Genomic DNA, 26033 nt, shown 5'->3' with positions numbered 1-26033 from the left:
CCCAACTCCTCCCCCGGCCCACCAACCCCGACACCGGCGGCACAATAGGCTGGTGAACCTGGCTGACGTGTTTCCCGACAAACCCGAACCCGACGACGTGTACGAGGCGTTCACCACGTGGACGTCCGACAACGGCATCGACCTCTACGAAGCCCAAGAGGAAGCACTCCTCGAAATCGTGTCGGGCAACAACGTCATCGTCAACACCCCCACCGGCTCAGGCAAAAGCCTCATCGCGGCCGGAGCCCACTTCGCCGCACTGTCGGCCGACCGCACCAGCTTCTACACAGCGCCCATCAAGGCACTCGTCAGCGAGAAGTTCTTCGACCTCTGCGAAAAGTTCGGTACCGACAACGTCGGCATGATGACCGGCGACGCCTCCGTCAACGCCGACGCACCACTCATCTGCTGCACCGCCGAAGTCCTCGCCAACATCGCCCTGCGCGACGGCGCCTACGCCGACGTCGGACAAGTCGTCATGGACGAATTCCACTTCTACTCCGAACCGGACCGCGGCTGGGCATGGCAGGTTCCGCTCCTCGAACTACCCCACACCCAGTTCATCCTCATGTCCGCCACCCTCGGCGACACCTCGTTCTTCGCCGAAGACCTCACCCGCCGCACCGGCCGCGAAACCGCCGTCGTCACCTCAGCCACCCGCCCCGTCCCCCTCTACTACACCTACACCCGCGACCCGCTCCAATACACCCTCGAGAACCTCCTCGAAACCGGCAAGGCACCCGTCTACATCGTCCACTTCACCCAGGCCGCCGCCCTCGAACAGGCATCGGCCCTCATGAGCATCAACGTCTGCACCAAAGAAGAAAAAGCCGCGATCGCCGAACTCATCAAAGGCTTCCGCTTCACCACCGCCTTCGGCAAAGCCCTCTCCCGACTCGTCCGCCACGGCATCGGCGTCCACCACGCCGGAATGCTCCCCAAATACCGACGCCTCGTCGAACGACTCGCCCAAGCGGGACTACTCAAAATCGTCTGCGGCACCGACACCCTCGGCGTCGGCGTCAACGTCCCCATCAGAACCGTCCTGTTCACCGGACTCACCAAATTCGACGGCAGCCGCGTCCGCCGACTCCGCGCCCGCGAGTTCCACCAAATCGCCGGACGCGCCGGACGCGCCGGATTCGACACCGAGGGCCACGTCTACGCCCAGGCGCCCGAACACGTCATCGAGAACGAGAAAGCCGCAGCCAAAGCCGGAAGCGACCCCAAGAAACGCAAGAAGGTCGTCAAGAAGAAGCCACCGGAGGGCTTCGTCGGATGGTCCGAAGAAACCTTCGCCAACCTCCAGGAAGCCGAACCCGAACCACTCGTCTCCCGCTTCACCGTCTCCAACGCGATGCTCATCAACATCATCGCCCGCCCCGGCAACGCCTTCGACGCGATGCGCAAACTCCTCACCGACAACCACGCCAGCCCCGGGATCCAACGCAAACTGATCAAAGAAGCCATCGCGATGTACCGGTCGCTCCTGGCCGCCGGCATCATCGAAAACCTCGACGAACCCGACCGCTCGGGCCGCCGCCAACGCCTCACCGTCGACCTCGACACCACCTTCGCCCTCAACCAACCACTGTCGCCGTTCGCCCTCGCCGCGTACGAACTCCTCGACCCCGAAGACCAACTACACGCACTCGACACGCTCTCGATCATCGAATCCACACTCGAAGACCCCCGAGCCGTCGTCGCCGCACAACAGAACCGCGCCCGCGGCGAAGCCGTCGCGCAAATGAAGGCCGACGGCATCGAATACGACGAACGCGTCGAACGCGTCGCCGAGATCACCTACCCCAAACCACTCGAGGAACTCCTCACCGAGGCGTACAACGCCTACGGCTCCACCCACCCGTGGATCCGCGACCACGCACTCCGCCCCAAATCGGTGGCCCGCGACCTGTACGAACGCGCCATGACCTTCGGCGAGTTCATCGCCCACTACGAACTGTCCCGTTCCGAAGGCGTCGTCCTGCGATACCTGGCCAACGCCTACAAGGCACTCGACCAGACCATTCCCGACGACGCGAAGACCGAGGACCTCCGCGACCTCACCGCCTGGCTCGGTGAACTCGTCCGACAGGTCGACTCGAGCCTCCTCGACGAATGGGAGCAGCTCGCCAACCCCACCGACGACGGCGCACCCCCGGCGATCACCGAACAGACCAGCTCGATCACCCGCAACACCCGAGCGTTCACCGTCGCCGTCCGCAACGCCATGTTCCGCCACGTCGAACTCGCGGCGCTCGACCGTCCCGACCTACTCGCGGCGCTCGAGAGCGGACTGTCCCAAGAGGAATGGGAAGAGGCGCTGGACGCGTACTACGAGACCCACGACGACATCGGCACCGGGCCCGGCGCACGCGGCTCCGGCATGATCCTCATCGACACCACGTCCACCCCCGGACACTGGTCGGTCACCCAGATCCTCGACGACCCCGAACGCCACCACGACTGGCGCATCCACGGGGACGTCGACCTCACCGCCAGCGACGAGGCGGGAACGCCGGTTCTCACCATCACCGAGCTGACCCAGGCATAGCGACGAAACCGGGGCCGCGCGCCGGTAAAGGGGCGGCCCCGGTCAAACGTGTGTCCTCAAACGTGTTCGAGCCTCAGTCGACTGGCCACCGGCGTGGCCCGGAACAACGCCGCCAGCTGCGGGTACGTGTCGAGAAACCCCCGCAGGTCCGCGAGCGCGGCACGCCGCTCCTCGCCGAGTTCGTAATGTTCGAAGCCCGTGCCCCGGGATTCCATGCGGTGCAGGTCGGCCCAGTCCGGAGAATCCTCGAAGCACAGTTCCAGTTCCACGACCCAGTACTCCGGTTGGTCGCGGTCCTCAGTGTCGAGAACGCCCAGCAGCCGCCGGAAGGCCAACGACGCGCGAGGATCGGTCCGGCTCCACCAACCCCATTCGACGCTCAAGCCGTCGCCCAGGTCCTCGACACTGTCGATGCCGTCGACACCGACCTGAAGAAACGCCTCGAACGCGGACCAGGCCGCGTCGACATCGTCGACGGCATCGGGATCGAGGCCGTGGGCTCTGAGGATCCGCGCGAACTCCTCGACGCTGGCCCGCCAGGGTATGACCATGCCGAACTCTATCGCGATCGCCACCGTCGGCCACGATGACGGCGATCGCGATCACCGTGGCGCCAAGCGAAAGACCCAGGACAAGTCCACATAGTCTAATGATTCCGAACTCGGTGGGCCGCCGCCTTCGTCAGCTGTCACCTGGCTCGAAGAGCGTGACGTCCATGGTCGGCGTTCCCATCTCGGCGTCGAGGGGATACATCGGACGAATGACGGAGGAGTGACCGAGACGTTCGATGTCCTGGTCGACACCGCCGGGTGTCAACGCGAGCACCCAGTCCTTCGCCGCGTCGAACAGATCCGGCACCAGGTAACCGATCTTGACGATCGTCGCGTCGACGGCGGCCGGGTCGAGCCCGAGCGCCGTCAGCTCGGAGACGTAGTGGAAGGGTTTGCGCCGCTGGGTCACGATCGCGTGGACGCCTCCCGAACGTATGACGGCCATGTCGCCTCCGGTCTCGTCGGCGGACGCGAACGCGGTGACCTCCCCCGTCAGGCGCACCGGCGGGGTCGCGGTCCATCCGAGTTCGCCGCCGACGGTCACGTCGACGCGGCCGCCCACACCCGCCGACAGGCACGCCGAGACGGCGTCGGGAGCGACGACGCTCGCCCAGATGGCCGTCCGCTCACCGGAGGCGAACCGCTCGTCGACCAGGAGGCGCGACAGTCCATACGCGACATCGCCGGAGCCGCCCGCCGTCGGATTGTCCCCCGAGTCCGATATGAAGAACGGCCGAGCCGTCGAGGTCAGCGCCGCGTCGAGCGCCGCGTCGATGTCCATGGCGGCGGTCGAGAACGCGAACGCCGCGCGTTCGTCCCACCAACGCCGGGCGAGGGAGCGCGCGTGTTCGGCGATCGACTCGGCATCGGTGCCGGTGACGACGACCGCCGCCTGACAGCGAGGTTCGTCGGCCCAGGCATATCCGATCCACACGGCGGCGTCGATCACGTCGTCGTGGGCCTCGACGTCCACCAGCGACGCGTACACGCTCTTCGCGGGTTCGTCACGCGTGCAGGCCTTCTCCCCCGGGAGCAACACCGGGACCGTCACCCACGCGCGCAGCGGACGGACACGGGAGTCGAGGCACGCCACCAGGTTCGACATGGCTCTGCGCTTCGTCAACGGGGCGTCCTCGTGTGGGGACATTCGATGCGATGTCAGCAGGTCCACGTTGGAGGCCAGGGCGCGCGAGACGTTCCCGTGCGGGTCCATCGAGGCCGACACGAGCACCTTGGACCCCACGACCTCACGGACGCGACTCGCGAAATCGCCCTCGGCGTCCCGACGGCCGACGACGCTCATCGCACCGTGAATGTCGAGGTACACGCCGTCCAACGGCGACTCCGCATGGGCGACGGCGAGTCCGCGTAGGAATTCCTCGACGATCGCGTCGTAGAACTCGGGCGCGACCGCGCCGCCGGGGAGCGCACGCGCATGAACCAACGGCACCCAGTCGACACCCGTGGGCATCCAGTCGTACCGCGCCAGCAGCGAGTCCCGACGTGTCACCGAGAAATCCCGCTGCCCGGCCACGTGCGGGCTGAAGGTCGAGCTCTCGATGTGTATGCCTCCGACGGCGATTCGCCACTTACGTGCACTCATGCGCGCCAGCCTAGAGCCGACCGCGACCAAGATCAATACGCGATTTCGTCGGGTCGGCTTCGTCGCGGGTTTTGGCTGGATGTTCGCAGGGACGACAGCGCCGCAGGTGAGGACGCTAAACCCTCGAGTTCGATATACACAGTTCAATGAGGGTGTGCGAGAGTCGACCAGGGAGTCGAAGGGTCTCGCGGCAGTTCCGCGTGCCGTCCGCACGATCTCGCTGCGCGTCTTGGATTCAAACGAAGTCGTGGTGACGGGCTCGATTCGCCTGGCTCCAGGCAATGCGTTGATCGATTTCCCGTAGAAGACCAATCGGACGCCCTGCGGCCGTGCCCACCGGGCGGGAATGTCGTGTTCGATGACGAGCGCCGTCGGCGATCGCTCGCGGGCCGGGAAGGGGAAGTGGGAGCCGAACAGCGCCCACGACCCCTCCCCAGCTAGCAAATCTGTTGCGACACACCAGGTTCATCCGAAGCCTTCGCCACGCGACCGGGCCTCAGCGACTCTCGCTTTGCAGGATCTCCCCGACAGCCCGGCGGGCACTGATGCGGGCTGGAACGGCGGTCAGCATTGCTATCGCCACCAGGGTTCCCATGCCCACCACGAACAGTTGCCACAGGGGCGGCACGGTGACCGGGTCATCGTCGAGGAGCTCGGCCAGTCCGATTCCTCCGACGATGCCGAACAGGACCCCGATGAGCGCTGGAAGGACCTGCGCCATCGCGAATCCCGCACTGACCTGCCTGGGGGTCGCGCCGAGCGCGCGGGCCAGTGCCGCCGATCGCCGGGTGTCCAGAATGTTCGTCCATACGATGCAGATCGTGTTGACGCTCGCTTGAACGATCAGCGTGATCGTGACCAGAGTCAGCGCCTGACCGATGGCCAGGCGCGGGTCGTCACCTGGAGCCTTCTCCGTCAGATAGCGGTGCGCGTGGGCCGACAACGCGGTAACGATCCCGCAGGTCGTGATGGCGATGGCCAACCCACCCAAGAAGGTCCGGCGCGGACGCCGGAAGGCCACCCGCAACCCCAACAGCAGCGGCACGGGCAACCTCGCCGACAGCGTGTTGAGCCACGCGGTCCGGCGCGGTGGCCGCGAGGAGTCCGACAGTGCCAGGAGCGTGCTGGTTCGGGCGGCACGGATCGCCGGGACGAAGGTCGCCAGGGCGGCGATCGTCAACGCCGCGACCATCACGAGCCCGACCGTGGTGAGGCTGAACGGTGGGGTGCCCGCGGAGCCGATCAAACCTGGGCCGGGTTCGGAGAACAGTGGAGCGGATACCCGTCCGATCGCCAGCCCGGCGGCCGTTGCGATCAGGGCCAGGACGAGGTGCTCGGCCAGCAGCACGGCCGCGATCAGGCGCGGTGTTCCGCCGACGGCCTTGAGAAGCCCGACGCGGCGAAACTGGTCGGCCATTCGGCCGCCGACGAGTACCGCGACACTGGCGAGAGCGAGCAGGCCCAGCAGAATGCTCCCGGCCTGCAGGGTCTCCTGCTTCTTCTCGACGATCCAGGTGTGCCCGCTCAGAACCTCCTGCCAGTTCTGCACGAAGGGTTCCGTGTGTGCGTTCGGTTGGTGCGCTTCGGTGAAAGCCTGGGCGGCGTCGGGGTCGTCCAGTTCGAAGTTCATGACGTACGCGAGGTGATCGGGAGTACTGACCAGGCTGCGGGCGTCCGCGTCGGTGAGCCAGACCAGGCCGCTGAGACCCGGGAGGAACGCCTCCGTGGGCGGTGCGTCCTTCCCCCGCTCGGGCGGCGGGAGCTGGTTGAGCTTCTCGTCGCCTTCGAAGTAACAGGGGGCGAAGCAGGACTTTGGATACGGCGGGGTGTTCGCGGTGACCGCGACGCCGACGACCTCGAAGGTATTACCGTCCAATGTGATCTTGTCGCCGGTGCCGAGCGCGAGCGCTTCGGCGAAACTGGCCTCGATCACGGCGCCGCCGTCACGAACCCAGACCCCGTCGGTCAGCGCAGGTTGGTCGACCCCCGCAGGGGCGGTGCCACGGCCCTGGGCCCACGCGACCGCGGAGACTCCGTCGGCCGACAACACCGATTGCGAGTAGGGAAACGGGCCGCTGTGGGCGGCGACGCCGGGTTCGTCGGCGAGCGCTTCCAGACTGGCGATGTCGGCGGGTTCGTCCTCGACGGGCGCCACGCTGGCCATGACGTCCGGCCCGGACGTGGCCTCCCGAGTCCCCTCGAACGGCTGACTGACCACCCCTTGCAATACGAGCCCAAGGGTCAGCATCGCAGTGGCGGACGTGAGTGTGAGCAACAGCAGCGCGGCCTCGGCCGGGCGGCGACGCAGGTCTCGCATCGCGAGTCGACACACCAGCAGGATCCTGCCCATCGGTCAGCCCCCCATTCCGGTCAGCTCGCCGAGCCGACGGCCACCACTGTGGCTCAGTCGGGTTTCCTCGACGAAGACGCCGTCCCGCATCGAGATGAGCCGGTCCGCGGTTGCCGCGACCCGCGCGTCGTGTGTGGCGATCACCAGGGTCTGACCGGCGGTGTGCAGGCCGTCCAACAGCCGCAGCACTTCTGTGGTCGCCGCAGTGTCCAGATTGCCGGTCGGTTCGTCGGCAAAGACCACCAGCGGGTCATTGACGAGCGCTCGGGCGATCGCGACCCGCTGACGTTGACCGCCCGACATTTCGGTCGGCAGGTGCCCAGCGCGGTCGGCCAGACCGACGCGCTCCAGGAGCTCGGACGCGCTCCGCCTCGCCGCGCGCGGTGAGACTCCAGCCAGTAGGGCGGGCAGCTCGACGTTCTCGACGGCGGTGAGCTCGTCCATGAGGTGGAAGGCCTGGAACACGAAGCCGATGTTCCGGCGGCGCAACAGAGCCAGCGCCCGTTCGTCCATTATGTCGACGCGACGTCCCGAGATCCACACCTCCCCGCCGGAGGGCCGTTCCAGGCCGCCCAGCACGTGCAACAACGTCGACTTTCCACTTCCGCTGGGGCCCATGATGGCCAACGTCTCGCCGGCCGTGACCTCCAGACGGACTCTCTCGACGGCGTGCACCAGCCCGGCTCCCCAGCCGTACTGTTTTCGCAGTTCATGAGCGCGCAATACCGGGTCACTACTCGACGGTGATTCGATGATCTCCATTAAAATCCTTTTCGGATAGTCCAATGTTGAGCGCATGCCTCGAGCCAGTGAAGGTCGGCCTGGAGTCTGAGCACCACGCCTTCGAGCAAGAGGCCGGCGGCCGAACCTTCCGGCTCGGCCAAAGCGGCCCGCTGCACCGCGGCGAGTTCGGCGAGGACGGCATGACGCTGCACATCCACGAGTCGTTCCGGATCGCCCAGCCCGGCCTCCGCGGCGGCCACGAGCTTCAAGTGGAATTCGGCCGGTGCCGGCTTCGGCCAACTCATGTCGCCGAGCCACTCGGTGACACGTTCCCGCCCGGCGGCGGTCAACTCGTAGACCTTGCGATCCGGCCGGTCGGACTGGCCGACTCGCCGTGATGTCACCAGTCCGGCCTTGTCGAGCCGATTCAGCGTCACGTATACGTGACCCGCGTTCAGCACCTCCGCCAATGGGCCGAGCGCGACCTGAAGCCGCGCCCGCAGCTGATAGCCGTGGGACGGCTCCTTTGCCAGCAGCGCCAGCAACACCTCCTGCACGACCCGCAGCTGATAGCCGTGGGACGGCTCCTTGCCCGATGTGTCGACAGCCTGAGACACGAGACCCTCCCTAACCGTTAGGTACGAAAGATAACCGTTAGATAGGGAGCTGTCAATTGCCTGATGCCATCGAGGTCCTTGTGGGTATGAAGCCGAGGAAGCCGATCGGGCGTCACTGGTTTCGGATCTTGGCCGACGTTCTCATAGAGGCGCGCCGATTGGCGGGCTCCCGTCGGGGCCGCCGGTTCGGTGGTGGTGCCGTGGTCGCCCGAATCCCGGGCTGCGACCCGGCCGACGTGTTGGAACGGGATCATTAGCCACATAGGACCGGCGATCTGAGCGGTACTCCAGTGGGAGCGGGCCCCCTGAGCAGCCCGCGCCCACTGGAGTGGGCCTCAGCCGAGTTGACCGATGGCGTCGATCAACAGCCAGACGCCGAAGATGACGAACAGGGCCGCCGCACCGTACTTGATGGTCTTCTCCGGCAGGCGCTTGCCGAGCGCCCGGCCGACGAGGATGGCCAACGCGTCGGCCGCGACCATGCCCAAAGTGGAGCCCAACCACGTTCCGAACCACCCGTACTGGGTGGCCAGGGTGATCGTGGCCAGCATCGTCTTGTCGCCGAGTTCGGCGAGGAAGAACGCCGCGCCCACCGCGATGATCGCCTTCTTGTCGGTCTTCTCGGCCTTCTGTTTCTCCTCGTCCGTGAGGGAGTCACCGCGAAGTGTCCAGGCGCCGAACGCCAGGAACGCGACCGCCGCGATCAGGGCGATCCAACCGGTCGGCAGCGCGGCACCGAGACCGTAGCCGACGGCGACCGACACCGCGTGCACGACGGCGGTGGCGATGGTGATGCCGATGAGCACCGGCCAGGGCTTGAAGCGCGTGGCGAACGTGAGCGCCATGAGTTGTGACTTGTCGCCCAACTCGGCGACGAAGATGACACCAAAGCTCACCGCGAGCGCGATGAAGAACCCGGTCATGAGAGGGGAAGCCTTCCCGGTCGACGCCGGGACGTGATTCGCGCAAGAGGCGACCTCGGCCCGGCTGTGGATACAGCTGGAGCCGAAGGTCTCGTCCACCCTGGGGCCAGGGCCGCATGACCGGACGGGCCCGAGGACGCGTCAGTATGTCGATCATGCGCTTGGAGGACTACTCCCCTTCGCAGCCAACACCTTAACCCGCCGAACCGTCCGAGCGACAGGGGTCGTGACCGAGCCCACGGGCGCCCGGGAACGCGACGGATCGGGATGCTTCACCGCCCCGGGGCCCTCGGCCGGCGCTTCACCCGGACGCGAACGCGGAGCGCCCGGTTCTCGACACGAGCGTTCCCAGGACACCGCTGAAAACAGCGAATCGTCCGACTGCCGGTCACACCCGTTCCTATGTACGGTTCGGCGAATGGAACTCGACCCCACCGTCGCCGGACTCCTCCCCGACAGCGCGATCCCGACGACGTTCAAGCGGCACGACGCCGTGCCGAGGCGCGCGTGGTGACGATGATCCGCCGACCGCGCCGAGCGGCGCACGTCGTCGCGCAGCTGGTCCGCTTCGGTTGGCTGGAGGCGAAGGCGTGTGCCTTCGCCGTCGCAATCGTCGCGGGGCTGGCACTCTCGACGCTCGTTCCGTTGCCCGTCAACCGCTTCGACGCCTTGGCCGTCTACGGCGTGGCCGTGACGCTGCTGTTCTGGTTCGCGGGTTGGGACGATCGCGCCGACACCGCGACGATCCTGTGGTTCCACCTGGTGGGCCTTGGCTTCGAACTCGTCAAGGTGACGATCGGCTCGTGGCACTACCCCGATCCGGGACTGCTCACGATCGCGGGCGTCCCCGTGTTCGCGGGTTTCATGTACGCGGCCGTCGGTAGTTATGTGTGCCGGGCCTGGCATCTTTTGGACTTGAGGCTCGGCGGTTACCGACCGGTGGCGACGGCCCTCGTCGCCGTCGCCGTTTACGCGAACTTCCTGACCAGCGGCTGGCTCGTCGACGTTCGTTCGGCGCTGGCCGTTCTACTCGTCTACGTCACGACGGGCACGCGCGTCTATTTCACCGTCGGAGCGGTGCGATACCGCATGCCGCTCATCGTGTCCTTCGTTCTCATCGCGGTCTTCCTCTGGATCGCCGAGAACGTGTCGACGTTCCTGGGCGCGTGGGTGTATCCGCATCAGGCCCAGAGCTGGCAGCCGGTACATCTGAGCAAACTGTGGGCCTGGGCCCTGCTCATCTGCGTGTCCTTTGTGCTGGTCGCCTCCGGTCGGTGGCGGCGGTCCGAACCGTGGCCGCGCGGATGACGGGTGACACTTCCCCGGCGACGGATCGCACCCCCGCACCGACCGGCGATCGCGATCCACATCGCCCCGCGTATGCTCCCGCCGTCCCCCTTCACGGCCGACTCGGTGCGGGACTGGTCACCACACACATTGTGCGGATACCATCGTGAACAGCCCCCCGCGTCCCGACGCGCACAACTTCATACACAGCCCACGTTTCGGGGGAAGCCGGTGAGAATCCGGCGCTGACCTGCAACCGTGAGCGGCCCATGTGGCCGCGAGCCGGAATACCCGACGTGACGCTTTACCGCTTCATCCCCTGTCATGGTCTACAGGGCGGAGCCCGGTAGCGCGTCCCATCGAATTTCTGTCCTTAATGGATGTCGGTGCGGCGCGCCCGTTCCGGGACTTCTCTGTCGACCAGTCCCGGAAAGGACCCCCATGGTCGGCGCCAGAACCCTCGCCCACCTCGCCGCGACCGCGTTCCTCACCGTCGCGGGCGTCGTGGCGACCCCGACGACCACCCACGCCGACGAGTCGTCCGACCCCGACGCGGTGTCGGCCGCGCTGTGGCTCGCGACCGAAGTCGACGACAACGGCGGCATCCCCGGAATGGTCGGCACCCCCGACTGGGGACTCACGATCGACGCGCTGATCGCGTTGGAGGCCACGGGCGCCGACGCCGAGACCGCCCAAGAGATCACCGCCGCCCTGAAATCGCACGTGCGGGACTACAACAGCTACGACGCCTGGGGCGTGCCCGGCCAACGCATCGCGGGCGCGACCGCGAAGCTCCTGTACGCGGCCGTCATCACCGACTCCGACGCGGAGGCGTTCGGCTCATACGATCTGCGCCAGGAGACGCTCGATCTGGTCGCCGGACCCGAACTCGGCCTCGAAGAGGGACGAGTGAAGGACAAAGTGGATGCTCCGTCTGTCGACAGCAGCAACACCTTCGGACAGTCCCTCGCCGTGCTCGGCCTGTCCCGCAGCGGCGGAGTTCCGCAATCCATCGTGGACTTCCTGATCGATCAGCAGTGCTCCGTCGGTGGGTTCCGGCTCTACCCCTACGCCTTCGGCGGCGGCACCGTCACCGGAGACTGCGACGAACAGGGCGCCGACGCCGTCCTCGACCCCGACTCGACGTCAATGGCGGTGCAGGCCCTGTACGCGGCGGCCGAGCACGACAGCGCCGGAGCCCTGGAAGCAGCCGACAAGGGAGCAGCCTGGCTCGCGTCGATTCAACGCGAAGACGGCTCCTTCGGCGGATCCGGGCCGACCGAGGCGTCCAACACCAACAGCACCGGGCTCGCCGGCCAGGCATTGCGCGCAGCCGGAGAAACCGCCGCCGCCGACCGTGCGGCCGCCTGGGTCCTCGATCACCAGTTGACCTCGGCCAACGCCGCGGCCGCGAGCGCCGAGCTCGGCGCGATCGCCTACAACGGGGAATCCCTGGCGGCGGCGCAGACCGACGGAATCGCGCTGTTCCAACGGGACCAATGGCGCCGCGCGACACCACAGGCACTGCTCGCGCTGGCCGACGTCTCACTCGGCGAGATCGGGCTCGTCGACGTCGATCCGGGCCCCGTCGACCCGCAACCCACCCCCTCGACGCCCGGACCCGGTGCCGGCGGGCCGAACGGGCAGCTCCCGGCGACGGGCGCCCCCGTCCTGCCGCTCGCCGCCCTCGGCATCGGCGCGGCCGGTGCCGGCCTCATCCTGCTGCGACTGTCCCGCAAGGAGAGCACTTCATGAAACCGACCACCGTCCATCGAGCACTGCGCGCCGGTCTACTGACAGTCGCGCTGACACTCGGGCTCACCGTCGTGACCACCACCGCGACCGTCTCCGACGCCTTCGCGATCGACCACAGCAAGGGCACGCCCGGCTTCTGTCCCGACGGCGACGGCGTCACCGTCGTCATCGACTTCCAGGAACTCGGCGGATCGACGATCGTGCGGTGCGCCCCGGGCGACCAGGCGACCGGCCACGCGGCGTTGAAGAACGCCGGTATCGAGATCGCCGGCACGAATCGTTGGGGCGAGGCGTTCATCTGCCGCATCGAGGGCAAACCCGGCCCGGCCGACGAACCGTGCATCGACACTCCCCCTGCGTCCGCGTACTGGTCGTACTGGCACGCCCCCAACAACGGCAACTGGACGTACAGCCAGTGGGGCGTCATGAACCGCAAGCCACCGCCGGGCAGCTTCGAAGGCTGGTCCTTCTCCAAGGACAGGACGAGCACGACGAATCCGCCGCCGCGCGTGGCCCCGTCCCGTCCTGTTCCCGCCGACGATCCCGACGACGGCGGGCCCGATGATGAGCCGCAGCGCCCCGGAAGCTCGAAGCCCGACGACGGAGATAACTCTACGAAGGACACTAAGGAGGAGGACGAGGCGTCGGCCAGTCCTTCCACACTCGACGAAGGGACGCCCGGTCCGAGCGATACCCCCACCGAGGTCGCCGACTGGACCGGAGGCGACGAACTCGCGTCGACCTCGGTCGTCGACGACGGAACCATCCCCGGCAGCACCCTTGCCGGAATCGGCGCCGTCGCGCTCCTGTCGACCTTCGCCGGAATCGGCGCATGGCGACGACGAGCGAACAGATCCGCGTCCTCCGCATGAGCTCACAACTACTGTCACCGCTGCCACGCGCCGTTCACCCCGGCGCGTGGTGGCTGTGGGCGCTCGGTCTCGCCACCGCGGCCAGCCGCACCACCAACCCGATCCTGCTCGGACTGATCCTCACGGTCTGCGCGTACGTGGTCGTACGCCGCCGCGGTGACGCCCCGTGGGCGCTGGCGTTTCGGATGTACCTGCTCCTCGGAGCGTTCATCGTCACCGCGCGGGTGGTGTTCCGGGTCGTCTTCGGCGGCGGACAGGGCGACATCATCCTGTTCACCCTGCCGCAGATCCCACTGCCGGCATGGGCGGCGGGCATCCGACTCTTCGGGCCCGTCGCCGCCGAACAACTCCTCGGCGGCTTCTACGACGGCCTGCGACTGGCGACCATGGTCGTCTGCGTCGGCGCCGCGAACGCGCTGGCCAATCCGAAACGGATGCTGAAGGCGCTGCCCGGCGCGCTGTACGAGATCGGCACATCGGTCGTCGTCACGCTGTCCATCGCGCCACAGCTGATCGAGAGCGTGCAGCGCGTTCGACGCGCGCGTCGACTCCGCGCCAGCCGCCAGAAGGGCATGCGGGCTCTGCGCGGGATCCTGATCCCGGTGCTGGAGGACGCCTTGAACCGGTCGCTGGCGCTCGCCGCGGCGATGGCGTCGCGCGGTTACGGCAACACCGGAACGATTTCGGCGAAGGCACGGCTGGTGACGGGAACGCTCGTCATCGGCGGCCTGCTCGGCGTCTGCGCGGGACTGTACGGGGTGATGGACGCGTCGACGCCGCGATACATGGGCGTGCCGATACTCCTAGCGGGCCTGGTGATCGCGACGGTCGGGTTCATCCTCGGCGGGCGCCGCGTGCGACGCTCCCGGTATCGGCCCGACCGTTGGCGGCTCGGCGAAGTCGTCGTCGCCACCGCCGGAATCACGGCCGGGGCGCTCATGTACGTCACGGCGAGCGTCGACCCGGCCGATCTGTACCCCTCGTTGAATCCGTTGGCGTGGCCGCGAATCTCGGGCCTCGCGGCGGCGTCCATTCTGGTGGGTGTGCTGCCCGCGTGGCTCGCGCCACCTCCGGAATTGACCGCCGACCTCGACGCCGCCACCGTTCCGGCCAAGGAGAAGACCGCGTGATCCGTTTCGATCGAGTGACGTTTCGCTACGCCGACGCGCCGACCCCCACTCTGCGGGACGTGACGCTCGACCTCGACGAGGGCGAACTGTGCCTCGTGACGGGGCCGACCGGCTCCGGAAAGTCCACATTGCTGGGGGCGATCAACGGGCTCGTGCCGCGCTTCACCGGTGGGCACCTGCACGGCCGTGTCAGCGTCGACGGACGGTCCACCGAGGATCTTCCACCGCAGGAGTTCGCGGCACTCGTCGGCGTCGTCGGCCAGGATCCGCTGGCGGGGTTCGTCACCGACACCGTCGAGGAGGAACTCGCCTACGGCATGGAACAGCTCGCCGTCCGCCCCGATGTCATGCGAAAACGCGTCGAAGAGACGCTCGACCTGCTCGGCATCGCCGAACTGCGGCGGAGGGCGCTGCGGACGCTCTCGGGTGGTCAGCAACAGCGCGTCGCCATCGGCGCCGTCCTGACGACGCATCCGAAGGTGCTCGTTCTCGACGAGCCGACCTCGGCGCTCGATCCGACCGCCGCCGAGGACGTACTCGCGGCGATCATCCGGCTCGTCCACGACCTCGGGACCACGGTCGTCGTCGCCGAACACCGACTGGAGAGAGTGCTGCAGTACGCAGACAGGCTCGTCCGCGTCCACCCGGACGGGACCGTCGGCGACGGCGACGCCGCGACGATGATGACCGACTCCGACGTCGCCCCACCAGTCGTGCGGCTGGGCCGGCTCGCCGGATGGGAGCCGCTGCCGTTGTCGGTGCGGGACGCCAGACGACGCGCCGCGCCGCTACGGGAAGCGCTCGCCGACGTGGAACCCCCGCTCGGCGACACGTCCAGCTCATCGGCGCTGCTGAGCGCCCGCCACGTGACAGTCACCTATGGACAAAAGGTCGCGGTGCGGTCGGTCGACGTCGACCTGCACGCCGGCGAGGTCGTCGCGTTGATGGGCCGCAACGGTTCCGGCAAGTCCTCTCTGTTGTGGGCGGTACAAGGCTCGGGGCCGCGTCGATCGGGCACCGTCGACGTCGGCGGCGTCGACCCGATGCGGCAGAGCCCGCGCCGGGCGCGGCAGCTCGTCGGCTTGGTGCCGCAGACCGCGGCCGATCTGCTGTACCTGGACACCGTCGGGGCCGAATGCGCCCAAAGCGACACCGAATCCGACGCGGCACCGGGCACCTGCCGGTCCCTACTGGACTCGTTGTTGCCGGGCATCGACGACCGTCACCACCCCAGGGATCTCTCCGAGGGGCAGAAGCTCGCGCTCGTCCTGGCCGTGCAACTCGTCGCCGCGCCGAACGTGATCCTCCTGGACGAACCGACCCGAGGGCTCGACTACCACGCGAAGCAACGCTTCGCGGGCATCGTCGCCGAGCTCGCCGCCGGTGGCCGTGCCGTCGTCGTCGCCACGCACGATGTCGAATTCGTCGCCACCGCCGCGAACCGCGTCATCGTCATGGCCGAAGGGGAGATCGTCGCCGACGGCCCGACCGCCGAGGTCGTCGTCGCGTCTCCGGCGTTCGCGCCGCAGGTCGCCAAGATCCTCGCCCCGCAAGCGTGGCTGACGGTCGAGCAGGTTGCCGCCGCGCTCCAGGATCGGGAGGTGGCCGCGTGACCACGCCGAATCCGACGCCGACCGTGGCGGACGTCCGTCCGCTCGAACCGCCTCCCGAGCCGACGTCACCGAACCGAGGCGTGCTGCGCGTGCTGCCCCGCACCTGGGTGATTCTGACGATCGCGAGCGTCGCGGGCCTCGCGATGTTCTTCTGGCCGTTGTTCGCCGCGCCGGAACCGGAGGCGATGGCGCACTCGGCCGACGCGCCGTTCATCTTCATCATCGCGATGCCGGTGATTCTCGCGATCGTTCTGGCGGAACTGTCCTCCGGCGGGATCGACCCGAAGGTGTTGGCGCTCTTGGGCGTTCTGTCGGCCGTGAACGCCGCACTACGCCCGCTGGGCGCGGGGACGGCGGGCATCGAGACCGTGTTCTTCATGCTCGTGTTGGCCGGTCGGGTCTTCGGACCGGGTTTCGGCTTCGTCATGGGCACGACGTCGCTGTTCGCGTCGGCGCTGCTGACGGCGGGTGTCGGCCCGTGGTTGCCGTTCCAGATGGTGTCGTCGGCGTGGATCGGTCTCGGTGCCGGGCTCCTACCCCGACGCGTCAACGGTAAGGCGGAGATCGCGATGCTCGCCGGGTACGCCGTCTTCTCGGCCTACGCGTTCGGCTTCATCATGAACATGTGGTTCTGGCCGTTCACGGCGGGCATCGACACGCAGTTGTCGTTCGTTCCAGGTGATCCGATACTCGAGAACCTGCATCGTTTCGTCATCTTCACGCTCACCACGTCGAGCTTCGGTTGGGATACCGGACGCGCGCTCACCAACCTGATCGCGATCCTCCTCATCGGACCCGCCGTGCTCGCGGTGTTGCGTCGGGCGTCGCGACGGGCCGCGTTCGACGCCCCGATCACCTTCACCCCCGTCGGTACCCGCGATTGACCCCCTCCACTGTGAATGATCCGACGGCGGCTCGTCCTCAACGATAGTCCGCCCGCCTGAAGCGGTGCTGAAGTCGCCTGAAACGAACTTCAGCACCGCTCGGGTTTCACGTCGCCGAGCACCCCTTCCATCGTGACGACGCGACGGCTACTCTGGACGGATGCCCGACCCTGGCACCCTCGCCATCGACTTCGGCACCTCCAACACGGTCGCGATGATCGACCGAGCCGGAACCCCGCCCGCGCCGCTGTTGTTCGACGGGTCACCGCTGCTGCCATCGGGTGTGTTCGCCGCGAACGGACGACTGCTCACGGGTCGCGACGCGTTGCGGGGCGCCGCCTCCCGCCCCACGGCGTTCGAACCGAATCCGAAGCGGCGCATCGATGACGGCAGCGTCCTCCTCGACGAGACCGAGGTCGCCGTCGTGGACCTGCTGTCGGCCGTCCTGTCCAGGGTCGTCGGCGAGGCTCGGAACGCCCTCGGCTGGACCATCGAGCGCGCGACGTTGACGCATCCGGCCGACTGGGGCGGACATCGGCTGGCGATCCTCCAACGGGCCGCAGAGAAATCGGGTCTACCGGCGACCTCGCTGGTGGCCGAACCGGTGGCCGCGGCCCACCACCTGCTGCACGGTCGCCCCGACGCGTTCGCCGCCGGTCAACCGATACTGGTCTTCGATCTCGGAGCCGGAACCTGCGATCTGACGGTGGTGACGCGGCACGGCGATGACATCACGGTCCTCGCCACCGACGGCATCGACGATCTCGGCGGCCTCGACGTCGATCAGGCGCTCTTCGACGTGCTCCGATCGGCGTTCTCCGATGATCCGGACGCCTGGGGGCGTCTCACCGATCCCCACGACGCCCGGGACCGCCGTGATCGACGTCTACTATGGGAAGACGTTCGCGGCGCCAAGGAGCTGCTCAGTCGCGAGTCGTCGGCGTCCGTCTTTCTGCCGATCATCGACCGCGACACGCACGTGACACGCGGCGAGCTGGAGGCCGCCGCGCTGCCCCTGATCCTTCGCTCCGTGGACGGCGCGCGACGGCTCCTCTCCCGCGTCGGGCAGCCCTCCCCCACCGTGATCCATTGTGTCGGCGGTGCCAGTCGTATGCCCCTGGTCGCCACCGAGCTGCTGCGACGGCTGGGCCTGCCCGCCGAGCTAACCGAGCAACCGGAACTTGCCGTGGCGTTCGGCGCGCTTCGCGTCGCGACGCGCGAAACACACGGCGAACCACGACTGCCCGTCATGGCGCCCACACCGGTTCGCCACGCGCCACGACAGCCTCCGCCCTCGCCGCCACGGCCCACCGCGCCGCCACCGCCACGTCGGCAGACGGCACTGCCCCCGGTCGACCGCATGGAGTTCGCCGACCTCAACGCCCACGGACTCCTCGCGTACCGCGACGACGACACGGCCTGGGTGTGGAACACGGCCGACGGCGCGATGACGCAGCTCGGTCCAGCGCGCGTCGGACCATTGTGGTCACCGGCGGGCGACCGCGTCGTCAGCGCGTACCAGCGACGGGTCACCGTGTACAGCGCCGCGGGCGGCGCTCCCGTCTCGTTCCGGCATGACCTGACGGCGCATCCGACGCTGGCCTGCTGGGTCTTGGGCGGAGGCGGCATCGTCACGACGGATCTGGCCGCCAAGGGCAAGGTCGTGTTGTGGGACGCGCGCACGGGACGTCGTGCCGCACGTCTGGACTCCATCCTCGAGGTCGCCAACGACTTCGTGACCAACCTGGCCGCGTCACCGGACGGCAGCCGGCTCGCGGTCACCACGACCAGCCGCCTCACGATCCTCGACCTGCCGACCGCGCCCCGGGTGCGCACGGAGCTCGCGCTCTCGGTCGACTGTCTCGCGTGGTCGCCGGACGGGCGAACGCTCGCGTTCTCCGACGAGGACGGCCTCAACTACTGGGACATCGCCGCGGACGACTTCACCGATGTCGACGAGACGCAAGGGAGTTCACGGCACCTGCGGTACTCCCCCGACGGGAGACACCTGGCGAGCGCCGACGATCACGGCCGCGTGACCTGCTTCGACGCACAAACCAGGAAGGCCCTGTGGGCGGCCGATGTGGATCGTCCCGACGGGGAGGTTCGGGACATCACCTTGCTGTGGACGGTGGACGGCGGCACGCTGATCGTGTGGTCGGCCCGTCCCGGGGAGCGGACCTCGACGCACCTGTACGACCCGCGGACCGGGGAGGCTCGGGCCGCCGTCTGAGGTCACCGTGGGGGCGTCGAGGTGTCGTCGTCCAGTTTGGCGACGTCGGTGACGCCGCCCTCGAACGCGTCTCCGGACGGCCGTGACCGCAGCGGAAGCTCCCGAAGGAACAGCACGACGAAGAACCCGACGACGGCGAAGGGCACGGCGGCGAGGAAGGTCGTGTGCAGTGCCTCGGCGAAGCCCGAGACGACCGCGCCGTGAATCGGTCCGGGGAGCTTCTGGATGTCCTCCGGTGTCGCGGACGTCGCGCCGTGCGCGGCGGAGGCGATGCGATCGGGCGGGACTCCGGCTGCCGCGAGCTGGGCGGGGATCGTCTCGGCGAGGCGGTGCGACAGGAGCGCTCCGAAGGTCGCGGTGCCGACGGCGCCGCCCATCGATCGAAAGAACGTCGCGCCCGACGTGGCGACGCCGAGGTCGCTGTGCGGGACGGCGTTCTGCACGGCGAGGACCAGGACCTGCATGACGAGTCCGAGCCCCATGCCGGTGACGGCCATGTAGATGCCCGCCAGCCACAGCGGGGTGTCGACCTCCAGCAGCGACAGAAGGCCCAGTCCGACGGAGGCGATGGCGAGGCCCGCGACGGGGTAGGCCTTGTATCTGCCGGTGCGGGTGATGAGCCGCCCGGAGGTGATCGACGTCAGCAGCATCCCGGCCATCAGCGGCAGCGTCAGCAGGCCGGACGCCGTGGGGGTCGCGCCCTTGACGATCTGCAGATACTGCGGCAGGAAGATGATCGCGCCGAACATCGCGACACCGACGATGAACCCGGCGACGCTGGTCAGGACGAAGGTGTGGTTGACGAACAGGCGCGGCGGCATGATCGGTTCGCCGGCGCGGCGTTCCTGCCAGACGGCGGCGAGGAGCATGATGACCGCGATGGCGGCGAGCCCGTATGTCCGGCCGGAGTTCCAGGCGAACTCCTTTCCGCCGAGCGACAGCAAAAGCAACAGGGCGCTGACCGACGCGACGATGAAGAACGCCCCGAGCCAGTCGATCGTGTGGCGGCGTTTCGGGAACGGGAACTTCATGACCCGTTCGACGACGATGAGCGCGATCAGTCCGATGGGGATGCCGATCCAGAATGTCCACGGCCAGGAGAAATGCTCGACGAGGAACCCTCCGATGAGCGGCCCGGCGACGGTGGACACCCCGAAGACCGATCCGATGTAACCCTGGTAACGCCCTCGTTCGCGGGGTGCGACGACGTCGCCGATGATCGCCTGCGACAACGCCATGAGGCCTCCGACGCCGAGGCCCTGGACGGCGCGCATCGCGATGAGTTGGCCCATGTCATGGGCGAAACCGGCGCCGAGGGACGCGACGACGAAGACGCCGATCGCGAGCTGGAACATGATCTTGCGTCCGTACAGGTCGGACAGTTTGCCCCACAGCGGGGTGGACGCGGTGGAGGCGAGGAGCGTCGCCGACACGACCCAGGCGAGCTGGTCCTGGCCGCCGAGTTCGCCGACGATCGTGGGGAGCGCGGTCGCGACGATCGTCTGGGACAGGGCGGCGACGAGCATGCCGAGCATGAGACCGATGAACACCGTCATGATCTGGCGGTGTGTGAGGTTCGGTATCTCGGGCTCGGCGGCGGGGATCGGGTCGGGCACGGTCACAGTTCCTTCGCGTCGTCGGTAGGACCAGTGTTGGCCGTGGGGCGGTCCGTGCCCTGGGAACGGGAGAATTCGCCGATCCGGGCGCGCATGTCCGAGTCGAAGCGTTCGAGCAGCTCGGCGAAGGTGGCGACGTCGTCGTCGGGCCAGGATCCGAGGAGATCGCGGAGGATCCCTCGGCGTCGGTTCCGGGTCTGCCGCATCGCGGTCTCCCCCGCAGAGGTGAGTCGGAGGAGGTGCGCTCGGCCGTCGGCGGGGTCGCGTTCGCGGGTGACGAGTCCCGCCGCTTCGAGCGATTGGACCTGCCGCGAGACGGTGGAGATGTCCAGGCCGAATACGGCGGCGAGGTCGCTCAGGCGGCGCGGGCCTTCGTCGAAGAGCCGTCCGAGGACGTTGTAGGCGGATCGTTCGAGGCGGTGCGACTTGTCACCGGTCAGAAGATGGACCTTGTGGACTCGGCTGGCCATGACGGTCAGCGCGACCTCCACGCGGCGAATCGCCTCATCGACCACGGTGTCTCCTTCTGATGCGAGGGCTGGGGTGTGGGCGAACACCGGTCCCACAACGGAGGCGACTTTACTTGGTGACACCAAGCATTGGCGCGGACTCCGACACATCCGATCGCCGACGCCGACGCCGACGGNGCCGGCACGGGTTGTGCGGCAGGTCAGCTCGGCTTGTAGTACAGGCTGATCTTGCGGGCGCCGCTCCTGCCCGAGGCGAAACCCATGAACAGACGCGGCTTCGACGTCAATTGCACGGCCATGCCCTCGGGCTCGCGGAAGTCGAGTGAGTACGCCGCCTGCGTCCAGCGGCGCTCCACGAGCGCGCCGGTGCGCATGTCGATCGAGGACAGGTAGGTGTTGCCCCGCTTCGACGGCGGATTCGAGCCGCTCTCGCCGGTGTAGGACGTGCCGACCATCTGATAGACGTAGTCGCCGAGCGAGCAGAAACCCTGGAACACTTCGCCGCTCTTGACACCGACTTGGGGGAACTCGTACAGCGGTGCGCCGTACTTGCCCGCCTTCGCGTCGGCCAGGTCGTAGACGCGGTAACGCGCGACACCCGCGACGCGGTGGCGTAGGACGAGGCGTTTGTTCAACATGTCGACGCTCGGCTGATTGCTCGTCGAGCCCTTCACCGGCCGGTGCACCGGGATCGACGACGAGCCGTAGGTGAGGGTCTTCTTGTTGACGAACTTGAACCGGGTGATGGCCCGGCCGTATCCGGAGGAGGGGTTCGAGTCCGTCTCGGTCCAGATGTAGGCGTCGGCGCCGACGGGTTCGACGCCCATGCCGACCCCGTGACCGAAGCCGCGCAGGAACATGTAGCCGAGTTTGGTGCCCGAGTAGTTGATCTTCGTCAGGCACATGTCGCCCTTGCTGCCGTCGCCAACGACCTGGAGGACGTAGATGTGCTTGTGCGGGTTGTCGAAGGCGAAGGATTGCAGCACGGTCGTGTGGTGGACCGGCTTCTCGCGGATGTACTTCACGGCGGCCGTCGAGAGCTTGAACCGGGGTCCGGCCGCGGCCTGTGCCTCGGCGAACGCGCTCGATCCCCAGAGTGCTCCACCTCCGAGCGCCGTGACCGCGGCCAGCGCGCCACCTCCATAGAGGAGGCCGCGTCGGCTGAGTCCCGCTCTGCCGCGTTGAGAGGTCATCGTGTCGTCCTTTCGTGCGTTACCACGGTGAGGCCCAGCAGAGTAGTGGGTAGCCGCACGTGGCCGTCAAGGCACCGCCACGAATCCACCACAACGGTCAGTCCACTGTGCCAATCGTCAGGAGGTGACTGCTGACGCCGAGCATGCTCGGCTCGGTCTCCGTGCGGCGCAAGCCATCGAGAACGAGCTCGCGGACATTGTCGTCATCGAGGTCGGTGTCGATTCCACTGACGAGCCAGGCGGCGCCCTCGATCGCGTATTGACGTACCTCGTCGAGTCCGGCCCGGGCGCACTCGAGCGCGATCTCCTCGCAACGATGGAAGTAGGCCGTGGTGAACGCGCCGTACGCGGCCGGGGCGTGCACCCCGGTGCGTTCGACGTCCGCGAGGGCGGCGGCCATGCCGGGATGCGCGCCGAGGGCGTGTCGGGACAGCAGGTCGAGGCGCCCCGCGAACCGGCTGATGGTGGCGACGGCGACGAGACCACCGGGCCGGGTCACGCGCAGCGCCTCGACGAGAGCCGCATGTCGATCCCCGGCGTCGACGAGGTGATACAGCGGCCCCAGCAGCAGGGTCGCGTCGACGTGGTCGTCGGGCACGTCGAGGCGGCGTGCGTCGCCCACGGTCGCGTGGACTCCGGGCAGCGTCGCCGCGTGGGTGACCTGGGACGGCACCGGGTCGACGAGGTGCACGCGGTGGCCGTCCTCGGCGAGCCAGCGGGCGTGCACCCCGTAGGCACCCCCGACATCCAGAATAGACAGAGGCCCGGTCGGCAGCACCCTGCGCAGAATGTCCCTGGTGCGCAGGAACTCCAGTCGGCCCGGGCCACTGACGGCGAGCCTGTCGCGTTCACCACCGCGCTCGTAGTAGCCGTGAATCTCGGGTTCGATCGTCGATTCGGTCATGCGGCCCATCGTGACCGCGCGCCCCGTCCGCCGCAACGACATATTCCGGCCCGATCGACCGCGCTACTCGGGCACCTCGACCACGGTGACCTCACCCGGCTCGACGCGGGCGCGACCGGCGGCCCGCGACGCGACCCACGCCGTCAGCTCGTCCACACTCGCCTCCGCGACGGCGACGTCGATGCGCACCTCCGCACCGTAGTCGACGGCCAGCACCGTGTACGGCCCCGCGCGCAACTCCGGCTCCACCCGAGGACCGTCCACGTAGTCCAACGAAACATGCACGATCCGCAACGGCACGAGCGCGACGGTGCCGACGGCGTCGATCGCCTCCGAGACCGCCCGACCATACGCCCGGACCAGACCGCCCGCACCGAGCTTCACCCCGCCGAAATAACGCGTCACGACCGCGACCGTGTCCGTCAGATCGCGATGCCGCAACACCTCCAGCATCGGCACACCCGCCGTCCCCGCCGGTTCCCCGTCGTCACTGGACCGCTGCGCGGCACCACCGGAACCGACGACATAGGCGACGCAGTTGTGCGTGGCGTTCCAATGCAGACGACGCCGCTCCGCGATGAACCCCCGCGCGGACTCCTCATCGGACACCCGGGCGACCGCACAGAGGAACCGGGATCGGTTGATGACCAGCTCGTGTTCGCCGTCGCGCGCGATCGCCCGCACCGATCAGGGCCCCGGCAACGGGAAGCGGTCGACCGTCGCCGACGCCATGTCGATCAACATCCCCGCCTCCCGAGGGTCGTCCCAATCGTCGGACTCCACCAACGACCACACACCGAACTCGCTGAGCATGTACTCGACCGCCACCGGCCACAGTCGCCGCTCCAACGACGTCAACTCGACGAAGCGACCATACCCGGACATGAACCGCCCCCATTGGTCACGATCGAACATCCGCGCCGGAGCCTCCGCGTGCTCGATGTGGAACTGAAGCGCCGCCAACGCCAGATCCAACAACCGGGGCGCGTAGTCCGCGTTGTCCGGATCGATCAAGACGGGCCCGTCGGCCCCGAAGACCAGGTTGTTCGCCTTGTAGTCCATCACCGCGCTCACCGACGGCAGACCCGCGCCCCTCACGATCGGCAGCACCTCCTTCGGAAACAACGCCACCAGCTCGCTCAAACGCGCCACGTGCTCCGGCGCGTGCGCCCCCAGGGTCGCCCGCAAACCCACCTGGTCCGCCGCGATCGACTCACCGTCCGGGTCCGGCCACGAGAACGGCGGCGCCGTCACCGTCGACGTCGCCGCGTGGATCCGCCCCAACAGCGCACCCGCCAGCTCCACCTGTTCGGGCGTCCCCGTGTAACGCTCCCCCTCGACGAAGGGATAGGCCACCCACGTCTCCTCGCCGATCCTCACCGGATTCGACACCAGCGCCGGCAGCGGCCACACCACCGGAACCCCCTGAGCGGCCAGCTCGGTCGTCCAACCCGCGATCGCGCTCGCCGAGGCCGACGTCGACCGCGTCCGCTTGATCACCGCCTCCCGGCCGCCGACCCGGCACCTGAACACCGGAGCGAACGGGTAACACGACTCCTCGGCGACGTCCTCGGCGGCGAAATGCTCCAACACCGGTCCGTACTCGGCCGACTTCGCGGTCGCCATCGCCGGTTCCTTCCCCTGTCCACCAACACGAACCCGCATTCAAACACAGCGTCGCGCCACCACCCGCCACCGGCTAACGCTTGCCAAGCCCTCAACCACGTTGCGAGCGACCACCGCGGCGCATTAGTGTCGAAAGGTGAACACCCGAGCAGGCCGACCTCACGCGATCGGACCGATCCTGTCGCTACCCGCAGAACCGCTCCGCCCGGCCAACATCGGCGAGTTCGAAGACGGCGAATGTTATCCGGAAGCCCTGGTCGAACCGTTCATCCTCGCCTACACCGAACCCGGAGCCACCGTCTTCGACCCGTTCACCGGGTCCGGAACCACCCTCATCGCGGCGGAACGGCTCGGCCGGGTCGGCGTCGGCCTCGAAATCCACCCCGAACGCGTCGACTGGTGCGCCGCGCAACTACGCGACCCCTCGGCGGTCCGCGTCGGAGACGCACGCGCGCTCGACCGTCTCGACCTGCCTCCGGCGGACCTGATCATGACGTCGCCGCCCTACATGACCCGACTCGGCCACCCTGAGAACCCGCTCACCGGCTACCAGACCACCGACGGCGACTACCAGACCTACCTGCGCGAACTGACCGACATCCTCACGAACGCCGCGCGCCTGCTCACCGACACCGGCCGACTCGTCGTCAACGTCGCGAACCTGACCCTCGACGAACATTTCACGCCCCTGGCCTGGGACCTCGGCCAGGCGTTGTCGCGAAGGCTCCAGATCGAACGCGAGATCGTGATCGACTGGGACGTACCACCGACCTGGATCTCCGTCGACTACTGCCTTGTGTTCAGCCGCAACCGAAAGGACCACTCATGACCGCGATGGTCGCATTCAGCGTGACCCCCCTCGGCCTCGACGAACACGTCGGCCGAGTCGTGGCCGAGGCCGTACGGGTCGTCCGCGAATCGGGGCTCGCCAACCACACCGACGCGATGTACACCATCGTGGAGGGCGACAGCCTCACCGAGGTGATGGCGGTCGTGGAACGCGCCATCGCGGCCGTCGCCGAACACGCGCCCCGAGTGAGCGCCGTCGTCAAGGTCGACTACTTTCCCGGACGCACCGACGGCATGACCGCCAAAGTCGCCAGCATCGAACGGCACCTGGGCGCCTGAC

At 68.0% G+C, this 26033-nt stretch carries 22 protein-coding genes and 1 riboswitch; of the genes, 10 read left to right on the top strand and 12 right to left on the bottom strand.

Features of this window, described 5'->3' with window-relative positions; genetic code table 11:
- Positions 1-52: 52 nt before the first annotated feature.
- Positions 53-2554: a DEAD/DEAH box helicase gene (locus tag ACM9NP_RS16320; protein ID WP_415647562.1), complete on the top strand. Its 2502-nt coding sequence runs from the start codon at positions 53-55 to the stop codon at positions 2552-2554.
- 56 nt (positions 2555-2610) lie between these two features.
- Here the strand turns inward: ACM9NP_RS16320 and ACM9NP_RS16315 are convergent, their stop codons facing one another.
- The 6 genes from ACM9NP_RS16315 to ACM9NP_RS16290 all read right to left on the bottom strand — a co-directional run bounded on the left by ACM9NP_RS16315 (position 2611) and on the right by ACM9NP_RS16290 (position 9321).
- Positions 2611-3105, bottom strand: a complete 495-nt coding sequence (locus ACM9NP_RS16315) for a hypothetical protein (protein WP_415647561.1) — start codon at positions 3103-3105, stop codon at positions 2611-2613.
- A gap of 130 nt (positions 3106-3235) precedes the next feature.
- Complete coding sequence (locus tag ACM9NP_RS16310) at positions 3236-4708, bottom strand: M81 family metallopeptidase (RefSeq protein ID WP_415647560.1); 1473 nt, start codon at positions 4706-4708, stop codon at positions 3236-3238.
- Between the two features lie 496 nt (positions 4709-5204).
- Positions 5205-7058: an ABC transporter permease gene (locus ACM9NP_RS16305; RefSeq protein WP_415647559.1), complete on the bottom strand. Its 1854-nt coding sequence runs from the start codon at positions 7056-7058 to the stop codon at positions 5205-5207.
- Positions 7059-7061: 3 nt separating this feature from the next.
- A complete protein-coding gene (locus ACM9NP_RS16300) occupies positions 7062-7820 on the bottom strand; it encodes an ABC transporter ATP-binding protein (RefSeq protein WP_415647558.1) in 759 nt (252 codons plus the stop codon).
- Positions 7820-8398, bottom strand: coding sequence for a PadR family transcriptional regulator (locus ACM9NP_RS16295; RefSeq protein ID WP_415647557.1), 579 nt, complete (start codon positions 8396-8398; stop codon positions 7820-7822). Before ACM9NP_RS16295 ends, ACM9NP_RS16300 begins: the two co-directional genes overlap by 1 nt.
- A 335-nt stretch (positions 8399-8733) precedes the next feature.
- Positions 8734-9321, bottom strand: coding sequence for a TMEM165/GDT1 family protein (locus ACM9NP_RS16290; protein ID WP_415647556.1), 588 nt, complete (start codon positions 9319-9321; stop codon positions 8734-8736).
- Positions 9322-9837: 516 nt separating this feature from the next.
- On the opposite strand from ACM9NP_RS16290, the gene ACM9NP_RS16285 reads away from it, so the two are divergent.
- The 7 genes from ACM9NP_RS16285 to ACM9NP_RS16255 all read left to right on the top strand — a co-directional run bounded on the left by ACM9NP_RS16285 (position 9838) and on the right by ACM9NP_RS16255 (position 19095).
- Positions 9838-10629, top strand: a complete 792-nt coding sequence (locus tag ACM9NP_RS16285; RefSeq protein WP_415647567.1) for a DUF817 family protein — start codon at positions 9838-9840, stop codon at positions 10627-10629.
- A gap of 176 nt (positions 10630-10805) precedes the next feature.
- A riboswitch (cobalamin riboswitch) is annotated at positions 10806-10921 on the top strand.
- 128 nt (positions 10922-11049) lie between these two features.
- Positions 11050-12363 (top strand): prenyltransferase/squalene oxidase repeat-containing protein, encoded by a 1314-nt coding sequence (locus tag ACM9NP_RS16280; protein ID WP_415647555.1) that lies wholly within the window; start codon positions 11050-11052, stop codon positions 12361-12363.
- Complete coding sequence (locus ACM9NP_RS16275) at positions 12360-13235, top strand: hypothetical protein (RefSeq protein ID WP_415647554.1); 876 nt, start codon at positions 12360-12362, stop codon at positions 13233-13235. Before ACM9NP_RS16280 ends, ACM9NP_RS16275 begins: the two co-directional genes overlap by 4 nt.
- Positions 13196-14365 carry a CbiQ family ECF transporter T component gene (locus ACM9NP_RS16270; protein ID WP_415647553.1) on the top strand — a complete coding sequence of 390 codons (1170 nt, stop codon included), beginning with the start codon at positions 13196-13198 and terminating at the stop codon, positions 14363-14365. Before ACM9NP_RS16275 ends, ACM9NP_RS16270 begins: the two co-directional genes overlap by 40 nt.
- Positions 14362-15978, top strand: a complete 1617-nt coding sequence (locus ACM9NP_RS16265; RefSeq protein ID WP_415647552.1) for an ABC transporter ATP-binding protein — start codon at positions 14362-14364, stop codon at positions 15976-15978. The genes ACM9NP_RS16270 and ACM9NP_RS16265 overlap by 4 nt, the downstream gene beginning before the upstream one ends.
- Positions 15979-16058: 80 nt before the next feature.
- A complete protein-coding gene (locus ACM9NP_RS16260; protein WP_415647566.1) occupies positions 16059-16862 on the top strand; it encodes an ECF transporter S component in 804 nt (267 codons plus the stop codon).
- A 160-nt stretch (positions 16863-17022) separates the two neighbouring features.
- Positions 17023-19095 carry an Hsp70 family protein gene (locus ACM9NP_RS16255; protein WP_415647551.1) on the top strand — a complete coding sequence of 691 codons (2073 nt, stop codon included), beginning with the start codon at positions 17023-17025 and terminating at the stop codon, positions 19093-19095.
- Between the two features lie 2 nt (positions 19096-19097).
- Here the strand turns inward: ACM9NP_RS16255 and ACM9NP_RS16250 are convergent, their stop codons facing one another.
- The 6 genes from ACM9NP_RS16250 to ACM9NP_RS16225 all read right to left on the bottom strand — a co-directional run bounded on the left by ACM9NP_RS16250 (position 19098) and on the right by ACM9NP_RS16225 (position 24904).
- The gene (locus ACM9NP_RS16250; RefSeq protein WP_415647550.1) at positions 19098-20711 is read right to left on the bottom strand and encodes an MDR family MFS transporter; all 1614 of its coding nucleotides are present in this window, start codon (positions 20709-20711) and stop codon (positions 19098-19100) included.
- A 2-nt stretch (positions 20712-20713) separates the two neighbouring features.
- The gene (locus ACM9NP_RS16245) at positions 20714-21226 is read right to left on the bottom strand and encodes a MarR family winged helix-turn-helix transcriptional regulator (protein ID WP_415647549.1); all 513 of its coding nucleotides are present in this window, start codon (positions 21224-21226) and stop codon (positions 20714-20716) included.
- 155 nt (positions 21227-21381) lie between these two features.
- Positions 21382-22374: a phage baseplate protein gene (locus tag ACM9NP_RS16240; RefSeq protein ID WP_415647548.1), complete on the bottom strand. Its 993-nt coding sequence runs from the start codon at positions 22372-22374 to the stop codon at positions 21382-21384.
- A 97-nt stretch (positions 22375-22471) separates the two neighbouring features.
- Positions 22472-23278, bottom strand: a complete 807-nt coding sequence (locus tag ACM9NP_RS16235) for a class I SAM-dependent methyltransferase (protein ID WP_415647547.1) — start codon at positions 23276-23278, stop codon at positions 22472-22474.
- A 63-nt stretch (positions 23279-23341) separates the two neighbouring features.
- Positions 23342-23962 (bottom strand): YigZ family protein, encoded by a 621-nt coding sequence (locus tag ACM9NP_RS16230; protein ID WP_415647546.1) that lies wholly within the window; start codon positions 23960-23962, stop codon positions 23342-23344.
- 3 nt (positions 23963-23965) lie between these two features.
- Positions 23966-24904 (bottom strand): phosphotransferase enzyme family protein, encoded by a 939-nt coding sequence (locus ACM9NP_RS16225; RefSeq protein WP_415647545.1) that lies wholly within the window; start codon positions 24902-24904, stop codon positions 23966-23968.
- Between the two features lie 136 nt (positions 24905-25040).
- On the opposite strand from ACM9NP_RS16225, the gene ACM9NP_RS16220 reads away from it, so the two are divergent.
- Both ACM9NP_RS16220 and ACM9NP_RS16215 read left to right on the top strand, forming a co-directional pair.
- Positions 25041-25733 carry a DNA methyltransferase gene (locus ACM9NP_RS16220; RefSeq protein ID WP_415647544.1) on the top strand — a complete coding sequence of 231 codons (693 nt, stop codon included), beginning with the start codon at positions 25041-25043 and terminating at the stop codon, positions 25731-25733.
- Complete coding sequence (locus ACM9NP_RS16215) at positions 25730-26032, top strand: thiamine-binding protein (RefSeq protein ID WP_415647543.1); 303 nt, start codon at positions 25730-25732, stop codon at positions 26030-26032. Before ACM9NP_RS16220 ends, ACM9NP_RS16215 begins: the two co-directional genes overlap by 4 nt.
- Position 26033 lies beyond the last annotated feature (1 nt).

The sequence above is a fragment of the Stackebrandtia soli genome (genome assembly GCF_965137155.1).
Lineage (GTDB): Bacteria > Actinomycetota > Actinomycetes > Mycobacteriales > Micromonosporaceae > Stackebrandtia > Stackebrandtia soli.
This window is presented reverse-complemented; position numbering and strand designations above follow the sequence as displayed.